The sequence below is a fragment of the Pseudomonas sp. GW821-FHT10C09 genome (genome assembly GCF_059415465.1).
This window is the reverse complement of sequence record NZ_JBWKNG010000004.1, coordinates 166478-183403: the sequence shown is the minus strand read 5'-3', so window position 1 is coordinate 183403 and position 16926 is coordinate 166478. Positions and strand designations below refer to the sequence as shown.

The 16926-nt window shown below is 59.3% G+C and carries 11 protein-coding genes; 8 read left to right on the top strand and 3 right to left on the bottom strand.

The window, feature by feature from the left end; translation table 11 throughout:
* From AC07N8_RS05330 to AC07N8_RS05320, 3 genes are all read left to right on the top strand, one after another.
* On the top strand, positions 1-1365 hold the full coding sequence (locus AC07N8_RS05330) for a TolC family outer membrane protein (protein WP_483842006.1): 1365 nt from the start codon (positions 1-3) through the stop codon (positions 1363-1365).
* Positions 1366-1487: 122 nt separating this feature from the next.
* On the top strand, positions 1488-4535 hold the full coding sequence (locus AC07N8_RS05325; RefSeq protein WP_493141666.1) for an autotransporter domain-containing protein: 3048 nt from the start codon (positions 1488-1490) through the stop codon (positions 4533-4535).
* A gap of 91 nt (positions 4536-4626) precedes the next feature.
* Positions 4627-6471, top strand: a complete 1845-nt coding sequence (locus AC07N8_RS05320; RefSeq protein ID WP_493141668.1) for a polyurethane esterase — start codon at positions 4627-4629, stop codon at positions 6469-6471.
* 133 nt (positions 6472-6604) lie between these two features.
* On the opposite strand, the gene AC07N8_RS05315 is transcribed toward AC07N8_RS05320, so the two are convergent.
* A complete protein-coding gene (locus tag AC07N8_RS05315; protein ID WP_483842003.1) occupies positions 6605-6829 on the bottom strand; it encodes a YgdI/YgdR family lipoprotein in 225 nt (74 codons plus the stop codon).
* Positions 6830-7000: 171 nt separating this feature from the next.
* Here AC07N8_RS05315 and AC07N8_RS05310 point away from each other — a divergent pair, with 171 nt between their 5' ends.
* From AC07N8_RS05310 to AC07N8_RS05300, 3 genes are all read left to right on the top strand, one after another.
* Positions 7001-8668, top strand: coding sequence for a VRR-NUC domain-containing protein (locus AC07N8_RS05310; protein WP_493141670.1), 1668 nt, complete (start codon positions 7001-7003; stop codon positions 8666-8668).
* Entirely contained in the window at positions 8665-10944 is a 2280-nt protein-coding gene (locus tag AC07N8_RS05305) for an ATP-dependent DNA helicase (protein WP_493141672.1), read from the top strand. The genes AC07N8_RS05310 and AC07N8_RS05305 overlap by 4 nt, the downstream gene beginning before the upstream one ends.
* Positions 10945-11072: 128 nt before the next feature.
* Positions 11073-11972 carry a zeta toxin family protein gene (locus AC07N8_RS05300; protein WP_483842000.1) on the top strand — a complete coding sequence of 300 codons (900 nt, stop codon included), beginning with the start codon at positions 11073-11075 and terminating at the stop codon, positions 11970-11972.
* On the opposite strand, the gene AC07N8_RS05295 is transcribed toward AC07N8_RS05300, so the two are convergent.
* Positions 11953-12705, bottom strand: coding sequence for a DJ-1/PfpI family protein (locus AC07N8_RS05295; protein ID WP_493141674.1), 753 nt, complete (start codon positions 12703-12705; stop codon positions 11953-11955). The genes AC07N8_RS05300 and AC07N8_RS05295 overlap by 20 nt on opposite strands.
* A 147-nt stretch (positions 12706-12852) precedes the next feature.
* On the opposite strand from AC07N8_RS05295, the gene AC07N8_RS05290 reads away from it, so the two are divergent.
* Positions 12853-14775, top strand: a complete 1923-nt coding sequence (locus AC07N8_RS05290; RefSeq protein WP_493141675.1) for a hybrid sensor histidine kinase/response regulator — start codon at positions 12853-12855, stop codon at positions 14773-14775.
* A gap of 69 nt (positions 14776-14844) precedes the next feature.
* Here AC07N8_RS05290 and AC07N8_RS05285 read toward each other — a convergent pair whose 3' ends face one another.
* Positions 14845-15321, bottom strand: coding sequence for a PA2171 family ribosome-binding persister protein (locus tag AC07N8_RS05285; RefSeq protein ID WP_477804704.1), 477 nt, complete (start codon positions 15319-15321; stop codon positions 14845-14847).
* 344 nt (positions 15322-15665) lie between these two features.
* On the opposite strand from AC07N8_RS05285, the gene AC07N8_RS05280 reads away from it, so the two are divergent.
* Positions 15666-16889 carry a zinc-dependent alcohol dehydrogenase gene (locus tag AC07N8_RS05280; protein WP_493141676.1) on the top strand — a complete coding sequence of 408 codons (1224 nt, stop codon included), beginning with the start codon at positions 15666-15668 and terminating at the stop codon, positions 16887-16889.
* Positions 16890-16926 lie beyond the last annotated feature (37 nt).

Here is a 16926-nt window from a genome sequence, read left to right as displayed (position 1 = left end):
ATGTTCGGCTGTATGAATAAGCTTTCCCTGCTCGCAGCGACCCTGGCGTTGCTGACATGCAATAGTGTGATGGCCATGGGGCCGTTCGACATTTACGAGCAAGCGTTGCGCAATGATCCGGTGTTCCTCGGTGCGCTCAAGGAACGCGATGCCGGCATGGAAAACCGCATCATTGGCCGGGCCGGCTTGCTGCCGAAGGTGGGTTACAACTACAACAAGGGGCGTAACTCATCCAAGGCCACGTACCTCAATGACCGCGGCCAAAACCAGACCGATGACCGCAACTACAGCAGTTACGGCTCGACCCTGACCCTGCAACAGCCTTTGATCGATTACGAAGCCTACGCGGCGTACCGCAAAGGCGTGGCGCAGTCGTTGTTTGCCGATGAAGCCTTTCGCGGCAAAAGTCAGGAACTGCTGGTGCGGGTGCTGGAGAACTACACCAAGGCGCTGTTCGCTCAGGATCAGATCGACATCGCGCTGGCCAAGAAGAAAGCCTTCGAGCAACAATTCCAGCAGAACGAGCAGATGTTTCGCCAAGGCGAGGGCACGCGCACCGATACCCTTGAGTCCGAGTCCCGTTACGAGCTGGCGACCGCCGAGGAAATCGAGGCTCGCAACGAGCAGGACGCGTCCTTGCGTGAACTGGGCGCGCTGATTGGCGTACCGACGATCGACATCGCCGACCTGGCGCCGCTGGACCAGAACTTCCAGACCTTCAGCCTGCAACCGGCCAATTACGACACCTGGCACGAGATGGCCGTAGCCAATAACCCGAACCTGGCCTCTCAGCGCCATGCGGTGGACGTCGCGCGTTACGAAGTTGAACGCAACCGTGCCGGGCATCTGCCGAAAGTCAGTGCCTACGCCTCGGTGCGCCAGAACGAATCGGAAAGCGGCAACACCTATAACCAGCGTTACGACACCAACACCATCGGTATCGAAGTCAACGTGCCGCTGTATGCCGGTGGCGGGGTGTCGGCGTCCACCCGTCAGGCCAGCCGCACCATGGAACAGGCCGAGTACGAACTGGACGGCAAGACCCGCGAAACCATGATCGAGCTGCGCCGACAGTTCAGCGCCTGCCTGTCGGGCGTGAACAAGTTGCGCGCCTATCAAAAAGCCCTGGTGTCAGCCGAAGCGCTGGTGGTGTCGACCAAGCAAAGCATTTTGGGCGGTGAACGCGTCAACCTGGACGCACTGAACGCAGAACAACAACTATTTACCACCCGCCGTGATCTGGCACAGGCACGCTATGACTACTTGATGGCCTGGACCAAGCTGCACTTCTACGCCGGAACCTTGAGCGAGCAGGACCTTGCCAAGGTAGACGAAGCGTTCGGCCAGGGCCCAAAGACTCAGTAAGTTGAACGTGTTGCAGCTGCCGAAGGTGCGCCAGCTACTACATAGGAACAGGACGTGTGAATTTGTATAGGCCTTTCGAGGCAAAAAGGGATTTTGGCAACACAACTAAGGACGGTAGCTGGATGAATAACAAGCACAACACATTGGCCGTGCTCTGCGCGCTGGCAACACTCGGTCAGGCGCACGCCGCGCCCTACGTGGAAAGCGGCCGCACCGGCGACCCCAACAGCTGGCGCAGCACCGAATTCAATGCCGATTGGGGCGTGGGCGCGATCAATGCCCAAGACGCCTATGCCGCCGGTTACAGCGGCAAAGGCGTGAAACTGGGGATCTTCGACCAACCGGTCTACGCCCAACACCCGGAGTTCTCCGGCGCCAATAAAGTCGTCACTCTGGTCACCAGCGGAATCCGCGAATACACCGACCCGTACATCCCGGTCAAAGCCGGGGATGCGTTTCGCTATGACGGCGCGCCCACGGTTGGCTACGACGGCAAGCTCGGTTCCCACGGCACCCACGTTGGCGGGATCGCTGCCGGCAGCCGCGATGGCGGATCTATGCACGGCGTGGCGTACAACGCGCAAATCATCAGCGCCGATAACGGCGACCCGGGCCCGGAGGACGGCATCATTCGTGGCAACGACGGCGCGGTGTACAAGGCCGGTTGGGATGCCTTGATCGCCAGCGGCGCGCGGATCATCAACAACAGCTGGGGCATCGGCATCACCGATCGCTTCGACCTCGGCGGACGCAACCCGGCGTACCCACACTTCACCGTGCAGGATGCGCAGTTGCAGTTCAACGAGATCCAGCCACTGCTCGGGACCAAACCGGGCGGTGCCTATGACGGCGCAATCGCCGCCGCCCGCAGCGGCATCGTCACGATCTTCGCGGCCGGCAACGACTACAACCTGAACAACCCGGACGCCATCGCCGGCCTCGGCTATTTCGTTCCTGAGATTGCGCCAAACTGGGTGACCGTCGCGGCGTTGCAGAAGAACCCGGACCTCACCAGCCCGGACCTCTACAACATCAGTACCTTCTCGTCACGCTGCGGCTATACCGCCAGTTTTTGCGTGTCGGCGCCCGGCAGCAAAATCTACAGCTCGATTATCGGCGGCACCAGCGCCGATAACCTCACCACCGGTTACGCCAACTACAACGGCACTTCAATGGCCGCGCCGCATGTTGCAGGCTCCATGGCGGAGCTGATGGAACGCTTCCCGTACATGACCGGCGCACAGGTCGCCAGCGTACTGCGCACCACGGCCACCGACCTCGGGGCACCGGGTGTCGACGCGTTGTACGGCTGGGGCATGATCAACCTGCGCAAAGGCATCGATGGCCCGGGGATGTTCGTCACCGAGCAGGACATTCCCGAAGAGTTCCGCATTCAGGGCGCCTACGGCTCCAGCCAGTTTGTGGCCGATTTGCCAGGCATCGGCGCGATCATCGACGCCGGCAAACCGACCGAACGTGTGTGCACGGACGTGCACTGCGGACTCGACATCTGGCGCAACGACATTTCTGGCCATGGAGGCCTGACCAAGCAGGGCATCGGCACGCTGGTCCTGACCGGCGCCAATACCTACGCCGGCCCGACGCTGGTCAACCAGGGCCGGTTGGCCATCAATGGTTCGCTGGCTTCGACGGTCACCGTCAACGACAGCGGGATTCTCGGCGGTAACGGTCGCATCGGCGGGTTGAGCGCCAAAAGCGGCGGCACCGTGGCGCCGGGCAATTCCATCGGGACCTTGCAAGTGGCGGGCGACGTGACATTCGAGCGCGGCTCGACGTACGCCGTGGAATTGTCACCGACTAGCAGTGACGAGATCGTCGCCGGCGGCAAAGCCGTCATCGACAACGCCACGGTCAGCCTGTCCCTGGAAAACAGCCCGACGTTGCTGACCACCCGCGAAGTGAAATCCCTGCTCGGCCATCAATACAACATTCTGCAAGCGGCCGGCGGGATAGAAGGGCGCTTCGGGGCGGTGGTGCCGAACTACCTGTTCCTCGGGGGCACCCTTGATTACTCGGCCACTGGCATTCAACTGGCGGTAGAACGCAACGCCACCTCGTTCAGCAGCGTCGGCCAGACGCCGAACCAACGTGCGGTCGCCGCGGCTGCCGAGCAGCTCGGCGCAGGCAACGCACTGTACGAAACCTTGCTGCTGTCGCCCACCGCCGCCGTGGCTCAGCAAGCCTTCCAGCAATTGTCCGGCGAGATTCATCCGGCCATCGGCACGCTGCTGATCAACGACAGCCGTTACCTGCGCGATGCCGTTGGCGAACGCCTGCGTGAGCGTGACCTGTTCAACGCCGCCGCACCCACCGATGACCGCAGCAACGCCTGGCTCAAAGTGCTCGGCGCCTGGGGCAAGAGCGATGGCGGGCATGACAACGCCAGTTCCAATAGCTCCATCGGCGGTTTGCTGGCCGGGGTCGACGGTCTGATCACTGACAACACGCGACTGGGTTTCGTCACCGGTTACAGCGACAGCTCGTTGAGCATGGGCGATGGCACACATTCGTCGGCCTCGGTCGACAGCTATCACCTGGGCGCGTACCTGGGCCATGAAATCGACGCCCTGCGCTTGAGCGTCGGCGGCGCCTACAGCTGGCATCGCATCGATGTGAAACGTGACCTGCAATTCGGCGACGTCAGCGGCAAACAGAAATCCAAACGCGATGCGACCACCGCGCAACTGTTCACCGAAGCGGCGTATCGCCTGGACGTGCAACCGTTGGCGCTGGAGCCGTTCGCCAACCTGGCTTACGTGCACCTGAACAGCGACAGCTTTACCGAAAAAGGCGATGCCGCTGCGCTCAAGGGTGGTGAAGACAACCGTGATGCCGTGCTTTCAACCCTGGGCCTGCGGGCGAGCAAAGCGCTTGCGCTGTCGGACAAACAGCAGCTGGAACTCTCCGGCACGCTGGGCTGGCAACACAACCTGAGCAGCACTCAGTCTGAAGATCACCTGGCGTTTGCCAACGGCAATACCGCGTTCAGCGTGCAAAGCGTGTCGCTGGATCGCAACGCCGCCGTGATCGGCGCCCGTGCCGGTTTGGCGGTGGCGCAGGATGTTCGCGTGAGCCTGGATTACAACGGGCTGGTCGGTTCCAACGAGAAAGACCACGGTGTGAGCTTGACGCTGGACTGGCAGTTCTGATCAAGCACTAAAGGCTCCGGGGCGCTTCGTGATCGAGGCGTCCTGGTTGTGAGCCATCTCTGACAATTCCAACAAAAGAGAGGCAATACCAATGGGTGTGTACGACTACAAAAACCTCAGTACAACGGATTCCAAAGCGTTGTTTACCGACGCCATGGCGATCACGCTGTATTCCTATCACAACCTCGACAACGGCTTTGCCACCGGCTATCAGCACAACGGTTTTGGCCTGGGCTTGCCCGCGACACTGGTCACCGCGCTGCTCGGTGGCACCGATTCCCAGGGCGTCATTCCCGGCATCCCCTGGAATCCCGATTCGGAAAAAGCTGCACTGGATGCCGTGCAAAAAGCCGGCTGGACACCCATCACTGCCTCGCAACTGGGCTATGACGGCAAGGTCGATGCGCACGGAACCTTCTTCGGCGAGAAGGCCGGCTACACCACGGCGCAAGTCGAGATCCTCGGCAAGTACGACGCCCAGGGACACCTGACCGAAATCGGCATCGCCTTTCGCGGCACCAGCGGTCCGCGGGAAACCCTGATCGGCGACTCGATTGGCGACGTGATCAACGATCTGTTGGCGGCACTGGGCCCCAAGGATTACGCAAAAAACTACGTCGGCGAAGCTTTCGGCAACCTGCTCGGCGACGTTGTGGCGTTTGCCCAGGCGAATGGCCTGTCGGGTCAAAACGTCCTGGTCAGCGGCCACAGCCTCGGTGGGCTGGCGGTCAACAGCCTGGCCGACTTGAGCACGGCCACGTGGGGCGGGTTCTTCAAGGATTCCAATTACATCGCCTACGCGTCGCCCACACAAAGCGCCACCGACAAAGTGCTCAACGTCGGCTATGAAAACGATCCGGTGTTTCGTGCGCTCGACGGTTCATCGTTCAACCTGTCGTCGGTGGGCGTGCACGATGCGCCAAAGGAGTCGGCGACCGATAACATCGTCAGCTTCAACGATCACTACGCGTCGACGGCGTGGAATGTGCTGCCGTACTCCATCCTCAACATTCCGACCTGGATCTCGCATCTGCCCACGGCGTACGGCGACGGCATGAACCGGGTGATCGAATCGAAATTCTACGACCTCACCAGCAAGGACTCGACGATCATCGTCGCCAATCTGTCCGCCCCGGCACGGGCCAACACCTGGGTGCAGGACCTTAACCGCAACGCTGAAACCCACAAGGGCAGCACGTTCATCATCGGCAGCGACGCCAACGACCTGATTCAGGGCGGCAAAGGCAACGACTACCTGGAGGGGCGTGACGGTAACGATACGTTCCGTGATGGCGGTGGCTACAACATCCTGTTGGGCGGCAAGGGCAACAATGTGCTGGAGTTGCAGCAGTCGGTGAAAGCCGTCGAGTTTGCCAATGACGGCGCTGGCACCCTGTACCTTCGCGACGCCAATGGCGGCATCAGCATTACCCGTGACATCGGCAGCATTGTCAGCAAGGAACCGGGATTTCTCTGGGGGATGTTCAACGATGACGTGACGCACAGCGTGACGGCGAATGGCCTGACGGTCGGCAACAATTTGACCGCGTACACCTCATCGGTGAAGGGTGGTGCCGGGGCGGATACGCTCAAGGCTCAAGCGACGGGCGACTGGTTGTTTGGCCTGGACGGCAATGACCATTTGATCGGCGGAAAGGGCAACGATGTGTTTGTTGGCGGGGCCGGGAATGACGTGATGGAATCGGGTGGCGGGGTCGATACGTTCCTGTTCAGCGGTTCGTTTGGTCAGGATCGGGTCGTGGGTTATCAGGCGCACGATAAGCTGGTGTTTCTCGGGGTTCAGGGGAGTGATGACTTTCGCACGCATGCCACCATGGTCGGGCATGACACCGTGCTGACGTTTGGTGGGGATTCGGTGACGTTGGTGGGGGTTGGGCTGGACAGTCTGGCTGGAACAGGAATTGTGATTGCCTGATGGTTTTGGGGCGCCGGTAAGGGCCCCTTCGCGAGCAGGCTCGCTCCCACAGGGGATTTGTGAACGGCGCAAATCCAGTGTGGGAGCGAGCCGGCTCCGGGCGGCGTTCCGACGAAGAACGATAACGCGGTCCTCAGTCTTCCTCGCGAACCGTGGCCACATCCTTGGCATTGACCTTCACTTTCGTCCCGGAAATATCCTCGAACTCATAGAAACCGTCCTTGGTCTTGGTTTTCGGCATGTCCTTGGTCAAGTACTGGGTGCCGTTCTGCAGGGTTACCACCGTTGGCGTCGAGCAACCGGCCAGTACCAACAAGGCCGCTGCGGCCAGCGGTAAACCCAGGGATTTGATGTTCATGTCCACCTCTCACAATGCTGAAAAAAACCTCTATGCCGGTTGGTGCCATCGTTTGGCAGAAAGTTCGATGGCCACCCGAAAATGACCGAATAACGCCGCCGCTTATCTTTTTCCGTTTGCACCGCACGGCGGGTAGCTGTTATCTGTACGCATAACCAGTACTCGCTTGCCATGGCGCTTTTCCCTGTGACTGCAAATCCCCTCGACGACCCGTTCTATTACCTCAACAACTTCATGCAAGTGCTTGATTGGCTTGAACATCGTTATGCCGATGTATTAAGTGTAGAAGAACAAGCGTTCATCCGCGCCTTCACCCGCCTGCCCAAGGAGTCGCGGGCGCTGCTGGTCAGGATGGTGATGCGCAAGGGCGTACATTTCAGGGCCGGCAAACTGAATTACGTCGAAATCGGGGATATCGTCAGCGCGGCCGAACCTTTGCTGGCGGCAGGCTGGATCTCTGATGTGTCGCCGTTGCACATCGAGGAACTGTTCGACGTGTTGCTCAAGGCCGAGATTGTTCACTGCCTTGGGGCTGCGATTGATCAGCCAAAAGGCAAGAAAAGTGATTGGCTGCCGCTGCTGAGCGAGCAGTTTCCAGAACCAAAATGCTTTGCCCAATGGTGCCCGGCATTGAACGACCGGCTGTTCACCCTGACGATCATGGACCTGTGTGACCGGTTTCGACTGATGTTCTTCGGCAACCTTTATCAGGACTGGTCCGAGTTCGTGCTGGCCGACCTCGGGATCTTTACCTATGAAAAAGTCGAATTCAGTGCCGAATCCCGGGGCTTGCGCAGCCGTGAGGACGTGGACGCCTGCCTGTTCCTCCATCAGTGCCAGCAGCATTTCGAAGCAGGTGAGCCACTGGCGCCCATCGTCGAGCAGGTCAACGGGCTGACACTTGGCAATCCGTGGTTGCAGCGTCGTCGTGGCAAGTTGCTGTTCCAGATCGGCCAGCACTGTGAGCGTATCGCCGACTTCTCCAGTGCGCTGACGATTTACCGCGACTGCGCCTATCCCGGCGCACGGGTGCGGCTGATTCGTGTGCTGGAGCGCTGTGGTGAGTATCAGCTCGCCCTGGACCTGGCGAACCATGCGCAGCAGTTGCCGGAAAGTGCCACCGAGCATCAGCATTTACTGCGTGTGCTGCCCAGGCTGCGGCGCAAACTCGGCGGTCCGGCGCTCAAGCGAGCCGCCCCAAGGCCCATGCAACGCCTGGATCTGCATTTGCCCAGAACCGATCTGGCGCTGTCGGTGGAATATTACGTACAGGCGCATCTGGAGGAGGAACAGGCACCGGTGCATTACGTCGAGAACAGCCTGATCAATTCGCTGTTCGGGTTGTTGTGCTGGCCGGCCATTTTCGCGCCGCTGCCGGGGGCGTTCTTTCACCCGTTCCAGCGTGGGCCGGTCGACCTGTTGAATGAAGACTTTTGCGCGCGTCGTGCCGAGCTGTTCGAGGCATGCCTGACCGAGCTTGATGACGGTCGTTACCGGCAGACGATTCGTGAGCGTTTTGCCGCCAAGTGGGGCGTGCAGTCACCGTTCGTGTTTTGGGGCGTCCTGAATGAAACGTTGCTGGATCAGGCGCTCGATTGCCTGCCGGCGGAACACCTCAAGCACTGGTTCAGCCGCTTGCTGCTGGACATCAAGGCCAACCGCGCTGGCATGCCCGACCTGATCCAGTTCTGGCCGCAGCAAAAAACCTACCGCATGATCGAAGTCAAAGGCCCGGGCGATCGCCTGCAAGATAACCAATTGCGCTGGCTGGAATTCTGTCATGAGCATCAGATGCCCATCGCGGTCTGCTACGTGCAATGGGCGGAGCAGAGCGCTTGAGCTACAGCATTGCGGTACGGGCCCTGTGTGAATTCACCGCCAAGGTCGGCGACCTGGACCTGCGGTTCACCCCCTCACCGACGGCGCTGGAAGGCATCGTCGGGCACCGCACGGTCGCGTCCCGGCGCAGTGACGGTTATCAAAGTGAAGTGGCCCTCGAAGGCGAGTACAAAACCTTGCGGGTCAAGGGCAGGGCGGATGGCTATGACCCCGCGCAAAACTGCCTGGAAGAAGTAAAAACCTATCGCGGCGACCTGAGCAAGCAACCAGCCAACCACCGTCAGCTGCACTGGGCGCAGGCTAAGATCTATGGCTGGTTGATGTGTCGCAAGCTGGACCTGGCGCAGATCAACCTGGCGCTAGTGTACTTCGACATCGTCAGCGAAAAGGAAACCTGTCTGGTCGAGGCGTTCAGTGCGGCGCAACTGCAGCAGTTCTTCGAACATCATTGCGCGCTGTTTCTGCACTGGGCCGAGCAGGAAATGGCCCATCGCGACGCACGCAATCAGGCGGCGCAGCAACTGGCGTTTCCCCATGCGGGTTTTCGTCCGGGTCAGCGTCATTTGGCCGAATCGGTGTTCAAAGCCGTCAGTACCGGTCGGTGTCTGATGGCGCAGGCACCGACCGGCATTGGTAAAACCGTGGGCACGCTGTTTCCGATGCTCAAGGCTCTGGTGCCGCAGAAACTCGACAAGGTGTTCTTTCTCACCGCCAAGACGCCGGGGCGAAAACTCGCGCTGGATGCGGCGCAGGTGATCCTGAAAAGCGCCGATGCGCCGCCACTTCGGGTGTTGGAGATGATCGCCCGGGACAAGGCCTGCGAGCATCCGGACAAAGCCTGTCACGGCGATTCCTGCCCGTTGGCGCGGGGGTTCTATGATCGTTTGCCCGCCGCTCGGCAGGCCGCCAGCACACTGAGCCTGTTGAATCAGGCGGCCTTGCGCGAGGTGGCGCTGGCACATGAGATCTGCCCTTATTACCTGAGCCAGGAAATGGCCCGTTGGGCCGATGTGGTGGTCGCTGACTACAACTATTACTTCGATTTCAGTGCGCTGCTGTTCGGGCTCGCCCAAGCCAACAACTGGACCGTCGCGGTGCTGGTCGACGAGGCCCACAACCTGGTGGAGCGCGGCCGGCAGATGTACAGCGCCAGTCTCGACCAGTCGACGCTCAACGGTGTGCGCAAAACCGCGCCTGAAGCGCTTAAAAAGTCCTTGCAGCGGGTCAACCGCGAATGGAACGCCCTGCATAACCAGCAACCCGGTGCTTATCAGGCGTACGACAAGGCGCCGGAAAAACTGCTCCAGGCCTTGTTTTCGTGCAGCGCGAGCATCGGTGACTACCTGAACGATCACCCGCAGGGGCTGGACAGCACACTGCAAAGTTTCTACTTCGAGATGCTGCAATTCTGTCGGGTCGCCGAGCTTTTTGATGAACAGTTCCTGTTCGACATCAGCAAGCGCGACCTCGACCGCCAGCGCCCGCTGTCGCAACTGTGCTTGCGCAACGTGGTGCCGGCCGGTTTTGTCCGTCCACGTCTGACCGCCGCGCGCAGCACCGTGCTGTTTTCGGCGACGCTGAGCCCGCGGCGTTACTACGCGGACCTGCTGGGCACCCCGGCGAACACGGTCTGGATCGACGTGGAATCACCGTTTCAAGCCGACCAGTTGCAGGTGCACATCGTCAGCCAGATCTCCACACGCTTCGTCCACCGGCAGGCATCGCTTGAGCCGATTGTCGAACTCATCGCCCGGCAGTTCGGCGAACGCCCCGGCAACTACCTGGCGTTCTTCAGCAGCTTCGATTACTTGCAGCAAGTCTTGCAGGTGCTGGCCGAGCGTCATCCGCATATCACGCTGTGGTCACAATCCCGGGGAATGGGTGAAGCGCAACGCCAGGACTTTCTCGACCAGTTCACCGCGCACAGCCAGGGCATCGGCTTCGCGGTGTTGGGCGGCGCGTTTGGTGAGGGCATCGATTTGCCGGGCGCACGCTTGATCGGCGCGTTCATCGCCACACTGGGTCTGGCACAACTCAACCCGGTCAACGAACAGATTAAACACCGTATGGCCGCCATTTTCGGTGCCGGTTATGACTACACCTACCTGTTTCCAGGCGTGCAGAAAGTGGTGCAGGCCGCCGGGCGGGTGATCCGTACCCAGCAAGACCAAGGGGTGGTGATGCTCATCGATGACCGGTTTGGCGAGAGCAAGGTTAAACAGTTATTGCCACGTTGGTGGTCGGTTGAACCGACGCATTTTCGCGTTACCGAGTAGGAATATTCGCCTTTAAAAACAGTGACATATCCTGAAAGACACGCTGATTTGAACAAACACCGAATCAGCGCTTTATTCAAAGGGCAGGCAATCACTTCCCAGCGAATCTTTGATAAGGAAATCAAGGTATGTCAGTCACGCCGCAATACGCCTACACCCCGGAGCAGGTCACTGCCGCATTCAATGAAATCAAAGCGACGTTGTTTCGTGGCATCACCGCCCAGGCCATTCCAAAAGTCCTCATCGTTGCCGGGCTCCAAGGCTCGGGAAAAACCTATCTGCTGGAAAAAACCCTACTGCCCTCCAAGCGCTATGAGCAGTATGTTCGCCTTTACTTACCCGAATACCGACAAAAACACCCCCAGTACGCCGAGATGATCAAGCGTGGAGTCCTGCATGCGTATAAGCATACGGAAGCCTTTGTCCGGGAAGTCAGCACCAAGATTTTCACCGAAGCCTTCACCCTCAAATACAACATCATCATGGAATGTGCGTTCGACAGCCTCGATTTCGCGGCTTTTCCACCCCTGGCAACCGCCGCCGGTTATCAGTTCGAGACGCATATCGTGGGCTGCAATCAAGCGTTCGCTCACCTGTCGAGCATCAAAAGAGCCCTGAACAGCCTGGAAAATAGAGAACTGGAAAGGTTTGTCACGTGCACAGCGCTGCAAGCCAGCATGAGTAACGCGCAGGCGATCATCCTGGCCTTTGAAACAGCCTCCAAAGCGGTCAGCGGCTCACAGATCACGGTGTATGAACGGGGTCTCGGCGGGTTGAAAGAGCGGGTATCGCGTTTCCAGAAGACCTACGCAACGATCGCCAACGAAGTCATTCCCCCAGAGGCACCGACCGCGTGCAGCGCCTATGCCTGCATCATCAGTAACCATATCTACACCATGAGGGAGCGCGACGAAATGCTGAAGGAGTGTCATCTGGCGCTGCTCAAAACCCAGGCACACCCCACGCTGGTGCCTGATTTCGTCTACAACGACCTGCATGCCTATATCGTCAAATACGTGAACCGATAAGGCGCACCCATTCGGCGGCAAAGCGATGGCAGTCTCCCGGCCAGCGTGCGGTCAGTAGCTGGCCATCGCGCACGGCAAAGCCTCGTTGTGGCTGGTCCGCCGAATCACGTACGGCGAGCAAGGGGCCCCGCAGGAAATCTGCGGGGCTGGAAAGCGCCGCGGTGACTTCTGCCTCGACCGTCTGCGGGTAGGTTCGGTAGTAACGCCCAAGCCAGGGCGCGGTGATTGCCCAGGCAGGCAGTTCCATGGTGTTGGCCACCAGCGCGGTGACCTTGCGACCCCGTAATACGGAAAACCCGGTATCGGGGTTGACGGTACGGGCCAGCAATAGAACGCCGTGACACACCGCCGCCACCGGTTTGTCTGCGTTAAAAAAGTGCAGGGCGATCCGCTGTGCCTCAGCAGATTCCAGCAAGTTGCGCATGCCTTTGGCATGGCCGCCTGGAATCAACAATCCATCGAACTCGCTCGGGTCGACAGCGTCATAGGACGAGGGTTGGCGAAATGAGGCGTCTTCCGTCATCTGTCTGTAGCTGGCCAGGTCGGGCTTGCGTGTCATCAGCAGCGAGTTGAGCGGACCAAAGCCAATGTCCACCAGACGCGAATCGGCGTAGGCGGGCAAACCCTGTGGTGTGGCAAAACGCACTTCGATGCCGGCACTGCGCATCGCTTGCCAGGGCACGCTGCTCTCGGTCGGGTCGTAGTCGCAGGTCGGCAATAGCATCAGAATCATGGAAGCGCCTTTTATCTGCCGGAAATGGCAGTTGGCGTCGAGCATAGGTGGTCTGTTGCCTGGACTCCACTGAACAAGCGAGTTGCGGCTTTCCAAACCCACGGTTTGCCTCATACTCCATAAAAATGAAAGTCGCGGGTGTGATTGATGAGTGATGTGCCGTCCAAAACCAATTCCATCGAGGAGATGCGCTTTCGCCTGCTGATTGATGCTGTGGTGGACTACGCGATCTACATGATCGATCCCGACGGCATCATCACCAGCTGGAACTCCGGCGCCCGGCGTTTCAAAGGCTACGAGGAAGCGGAGATTCTCGGCCAGCATTTCTCGCGGTTCTATACAGAAGAAGATCGACGTGCCGGTTTGCCCCAGCGCGCACTGGACACGGCTATTAATGAAGGTCGTTTCGAAGGCGAAGGCTGGCGTGTGCGCAAGGACGGCACGCATTTTTGGTCGCACGTGGTGATCGACCCGATTATCGATCCGACCGGCAAGTTGCTGGGGTTCGCCAAAATTACCCGGGATCTCACCGACCGTAAAATGGCCGAGGAAACCCTCAAGCAAAGCGAGCAGCAGTTCCGGTTACTGGTGCAAAGCGTCACGGATTACGCCATCTACATGCTGGCCCCGGACGGGCGTTTGACCAACTGGAATCCGGGCGCCCAGCGCATCAAGGGCTATAGGCCGGAAGAAGTCATCGGTCAGCATTTTTCTATTTTCTACACCCCTGAAGACCGGGCCGCCGGTGAACCCCAACGGGCATTGGAGACCGCCACACGAGAGGGACGCTTCGAGAACAAGGCTTGGCGCGTGCGCAAGGACGGAACACGGTTTTTTGCCCACGTCGTGGTGGACCCGATCTGGGGCGAAACCGGCACGCTATTGGGATTTGCCAAGATTACCCGTGACATCACCGAGGCGACCCTCGCCCAACAAGACCTTGAGCGAACCCGCGAGGCGTTGTTCCAGGCGCAGAAAATGCAGGCCATCGGCCAACTCAGCGGCGGGATAGCCCACGACTTCAACAACCTGTTGACGGTGATCCTCGGCAACCTCGAAATCGTGCGCAAGCGCGTCGCGAATGATCCGAAGGTCATGCGGCTGATCGACAACGCCACTCAAGGGGCCTTGCGCGGTGTGTCGTTGACCCAGCGGATGCTGGCGTTTGCCAGACGCCAGGAGCTCAAATCCGAATCCGTGGAAATTCCCGGATTGATTGAAGGCATCAGCGGTTTGTTGCGCAGTTCTTTAGGGCCGTCGGTACAACTCGAAACCCGTTTTTCGCCGGGACTGGTGCCGGTCATGGCGGACAATAACCAGCTCGAACTGGCTGTTCTAAACCTTGCCACCAACGCCCGCGATGCCATGCCCCATGGCGGCAAAATCGTGATCAGCGCCCAGACGGAAGAGGTTCACGATCATTCGGCGTTGTCCCTGGCGCCGGGCCAATATGTTTGCATGAGCGTCTCCGATACCGGCGAAGGCATGGATGCAATCACCCTGGCGTCAGCGATGGACCCGTTCTTCACCACCAAAGGCGTCGGCAAAGGCACCGGCCTGGGGTTGTCGATGGTTCATGGATTTATCGAACAACTGGGCGGCCGGTTCATCCTCAAGAGCCAGGCGGGCAGTGGCACCCGGGCCGAACTGTGGATACCCGCTGCCACGATGGCTTCGGTCATTCCCAAAGTTGCCGAAGACGAGGCAGTGGCCCCCGAGTACAGGTTGTGCGTCCTGGTCGTGGACGACGACAGCCTGGTGCTGACGAGCACCGGCCTGTTGCTCGAAGACCTCGGCCACCGGGTGATCAGTGCGACATCCGGTGCCCAGGCGTTGGAGCTGTTCGCGAGCACGCCGGGTATCGATCTGGTCATTACCGACATGGCCATGCCTCAAATGAATGGCGCACAACTGGCACACGCGATCCGGATCATGCAGCCGGACCAGCCGATTGTCCTTGCCACGGGGTATGCAGAGCGTCTGGAGGGGTTTGCGGTCGAACTGCCGCGGTTGTCCAAACCGTTCACTCAGCTCAACCTGGTTGAAATCATTGCCCAGGCGATGAAATGACAAAGGTTAACGTGTGGCGAGGGAGCTTGCTCCCTCGCCACAGATACAGCGTCAAGTTTAAGTGAATGTTCAAGCAGCGAGATTGCCGTCACTCAGTTCTTTTTTGTACTGAGCCTTCAGCGTCTCCATTTGCGCGCCCAACTCTTCCAGCGTCGCTTTGCCTAGCAGCTTTTTCGCCTGCGGGAACATCTCGGTTTCTTCCTCTTCGATGTGGTGTTCCAACAGCTCCTTGACCACTTTGACCCGACCGGCAAACTCCGGAGTGGACGGGTCGGTGACTTTCAGATCCGGCAGCACCAGCGAGTCCACGGTGCGGTGCTCTTCCTTGGCTTCGTAATACATCACGTCCTGCTCCTTGCCGCCGGCCTTTTTATACGCCGGGTACAGGACTTCCTCCTCAAGTCGCGTATGAATGCTGATTTCCATTTCCAGCTTGGCCAGCAACTCTGTGCGCTTTTTAACGCCGCGTTCAGTGGATTCGCTCAATTGGCTCAGGATGCCTTTCACACGTTCATGGTCAGCTTTCAACAGATCGATGGCGTTCATGGTCAAGTCTCTCAAGTCGTCACGGGAATGAGCGCGCACGGTCTCAATGGCCGATAGTCGCTTGAGGGGATAGAGCAGGAGTCGTGCCGATTTTTGACTGGGCTATATCACTCGTAATATCAAATAGTTACATGCCTTGATGGCTAACTGCGCTCATGCAGGCTGCATGAGTCCGTCATTTGGCTCATGCAGTTCGCAGTGCCACGCCAGCAACTTTGTGAACGCGACACCACAGCGTTTTACCGTCGATCAGATTCGCCACTCATGCAACTGAACTCGCCTCTGAAGCCGGCTCCCTTAATACAGACAGCCGAGACTTTTCAATCACCCGCGAGGATGTAGCCATGCGAGCAATGACGTACCACGGTGCCCACGACGTCAAGGTAGAAACCGTTCCAGATCCCGTCATCGAAGCCGCTGACGACATCATCTTGCGGGTGACCGCCACAGCCATCTGTGGATCGGATCTGCACCTGTATCGCGGCAAGATTCCGACCGTGGAGCATGGCGATATCTTCGGCCACGAATTCATGGGCATCGTCGAGGAAACCGGCTCCGCCGTCACGGCCGTACAGCGTGGCGATCGGGTAGTTATCCCGTTCGTGATCGCCTGCGGTGACTGCTTCTTCTGCCAGATGGAGTTGTACGCCAGCTGCGAAACCACCAATGCGGGCAGAGGCGCAATCATCAATAAAAAGGCAATCCCTCCAGCGGCGGCGTTGTTTGGCTTCAGTCGTTTGTACGGTGGGATTCCCGGTGGCCAGGCTGAACTGGTCCGGGTACCTAAAGCCAATGTCGGGCCGTTCAAAGTGCCGGGAACACTGGCGGACGAGAAGGTGCTGTTTCTTTCGGACATTCTGCCCACGGCGTGGCAGGCCGTGCTCAATGCCGGTATTGGGCCCGGTTCGAGCCTTGCGATTTATGGCGCAGGCCCCGTGGGGTTATTGAGCGCGGCGTGCGCCAAAATGCTCGGCGCCGAGCAGATTTTCATGGTCGATCACCATGACTATCGATTGGTGTATGCGCAGCGCACTTACGGCGTGATTCCGATCAATTTTGATGACGATGATGACCCGGCCGATACGATCATTCGGCAAACAGCGGGCAGTCGCGGGGTGGATGCGGTGATCGATGCGGTGGGGTTTGAAGCCAAGGGCAGTACCACCGAAACCGTGCTCGCCACCCTGAAACTCGAGGGCAGTAGCGGCAAGGCGTTACGCCAGTGCATTGCCGCGGTACGGCGCGGAGGTGTGGTCAGCGTTCCGGGTGTTTATTCAGGGTTTATCCATGGATTTCTGTTCGGTGACGCCTTCGACAAGGGCCTGACGTTCAAGATGGGCCAGACTCACGTGCAGCGCTACTTGCCGGAATTGCTCGGGCACATTGAGACCGGACGCTTGCAACCGGAGGCGATCATCACCCATCGGATGTCCCTGGAGCAGGCGGCGGAGGGCTACAAGCTGTTCGACAAGAAACAGGAACAGTGCCGCAAGGTGATTCTGACGCCAGGGTCCAGCGATGTCCCGTTGACCGAAAATCTTGAAAGCGAGGCGGTGCCGGTGATGTAGCGGCGGCCAGCAGGCAAAAAGAAACCCGGCAATCGCC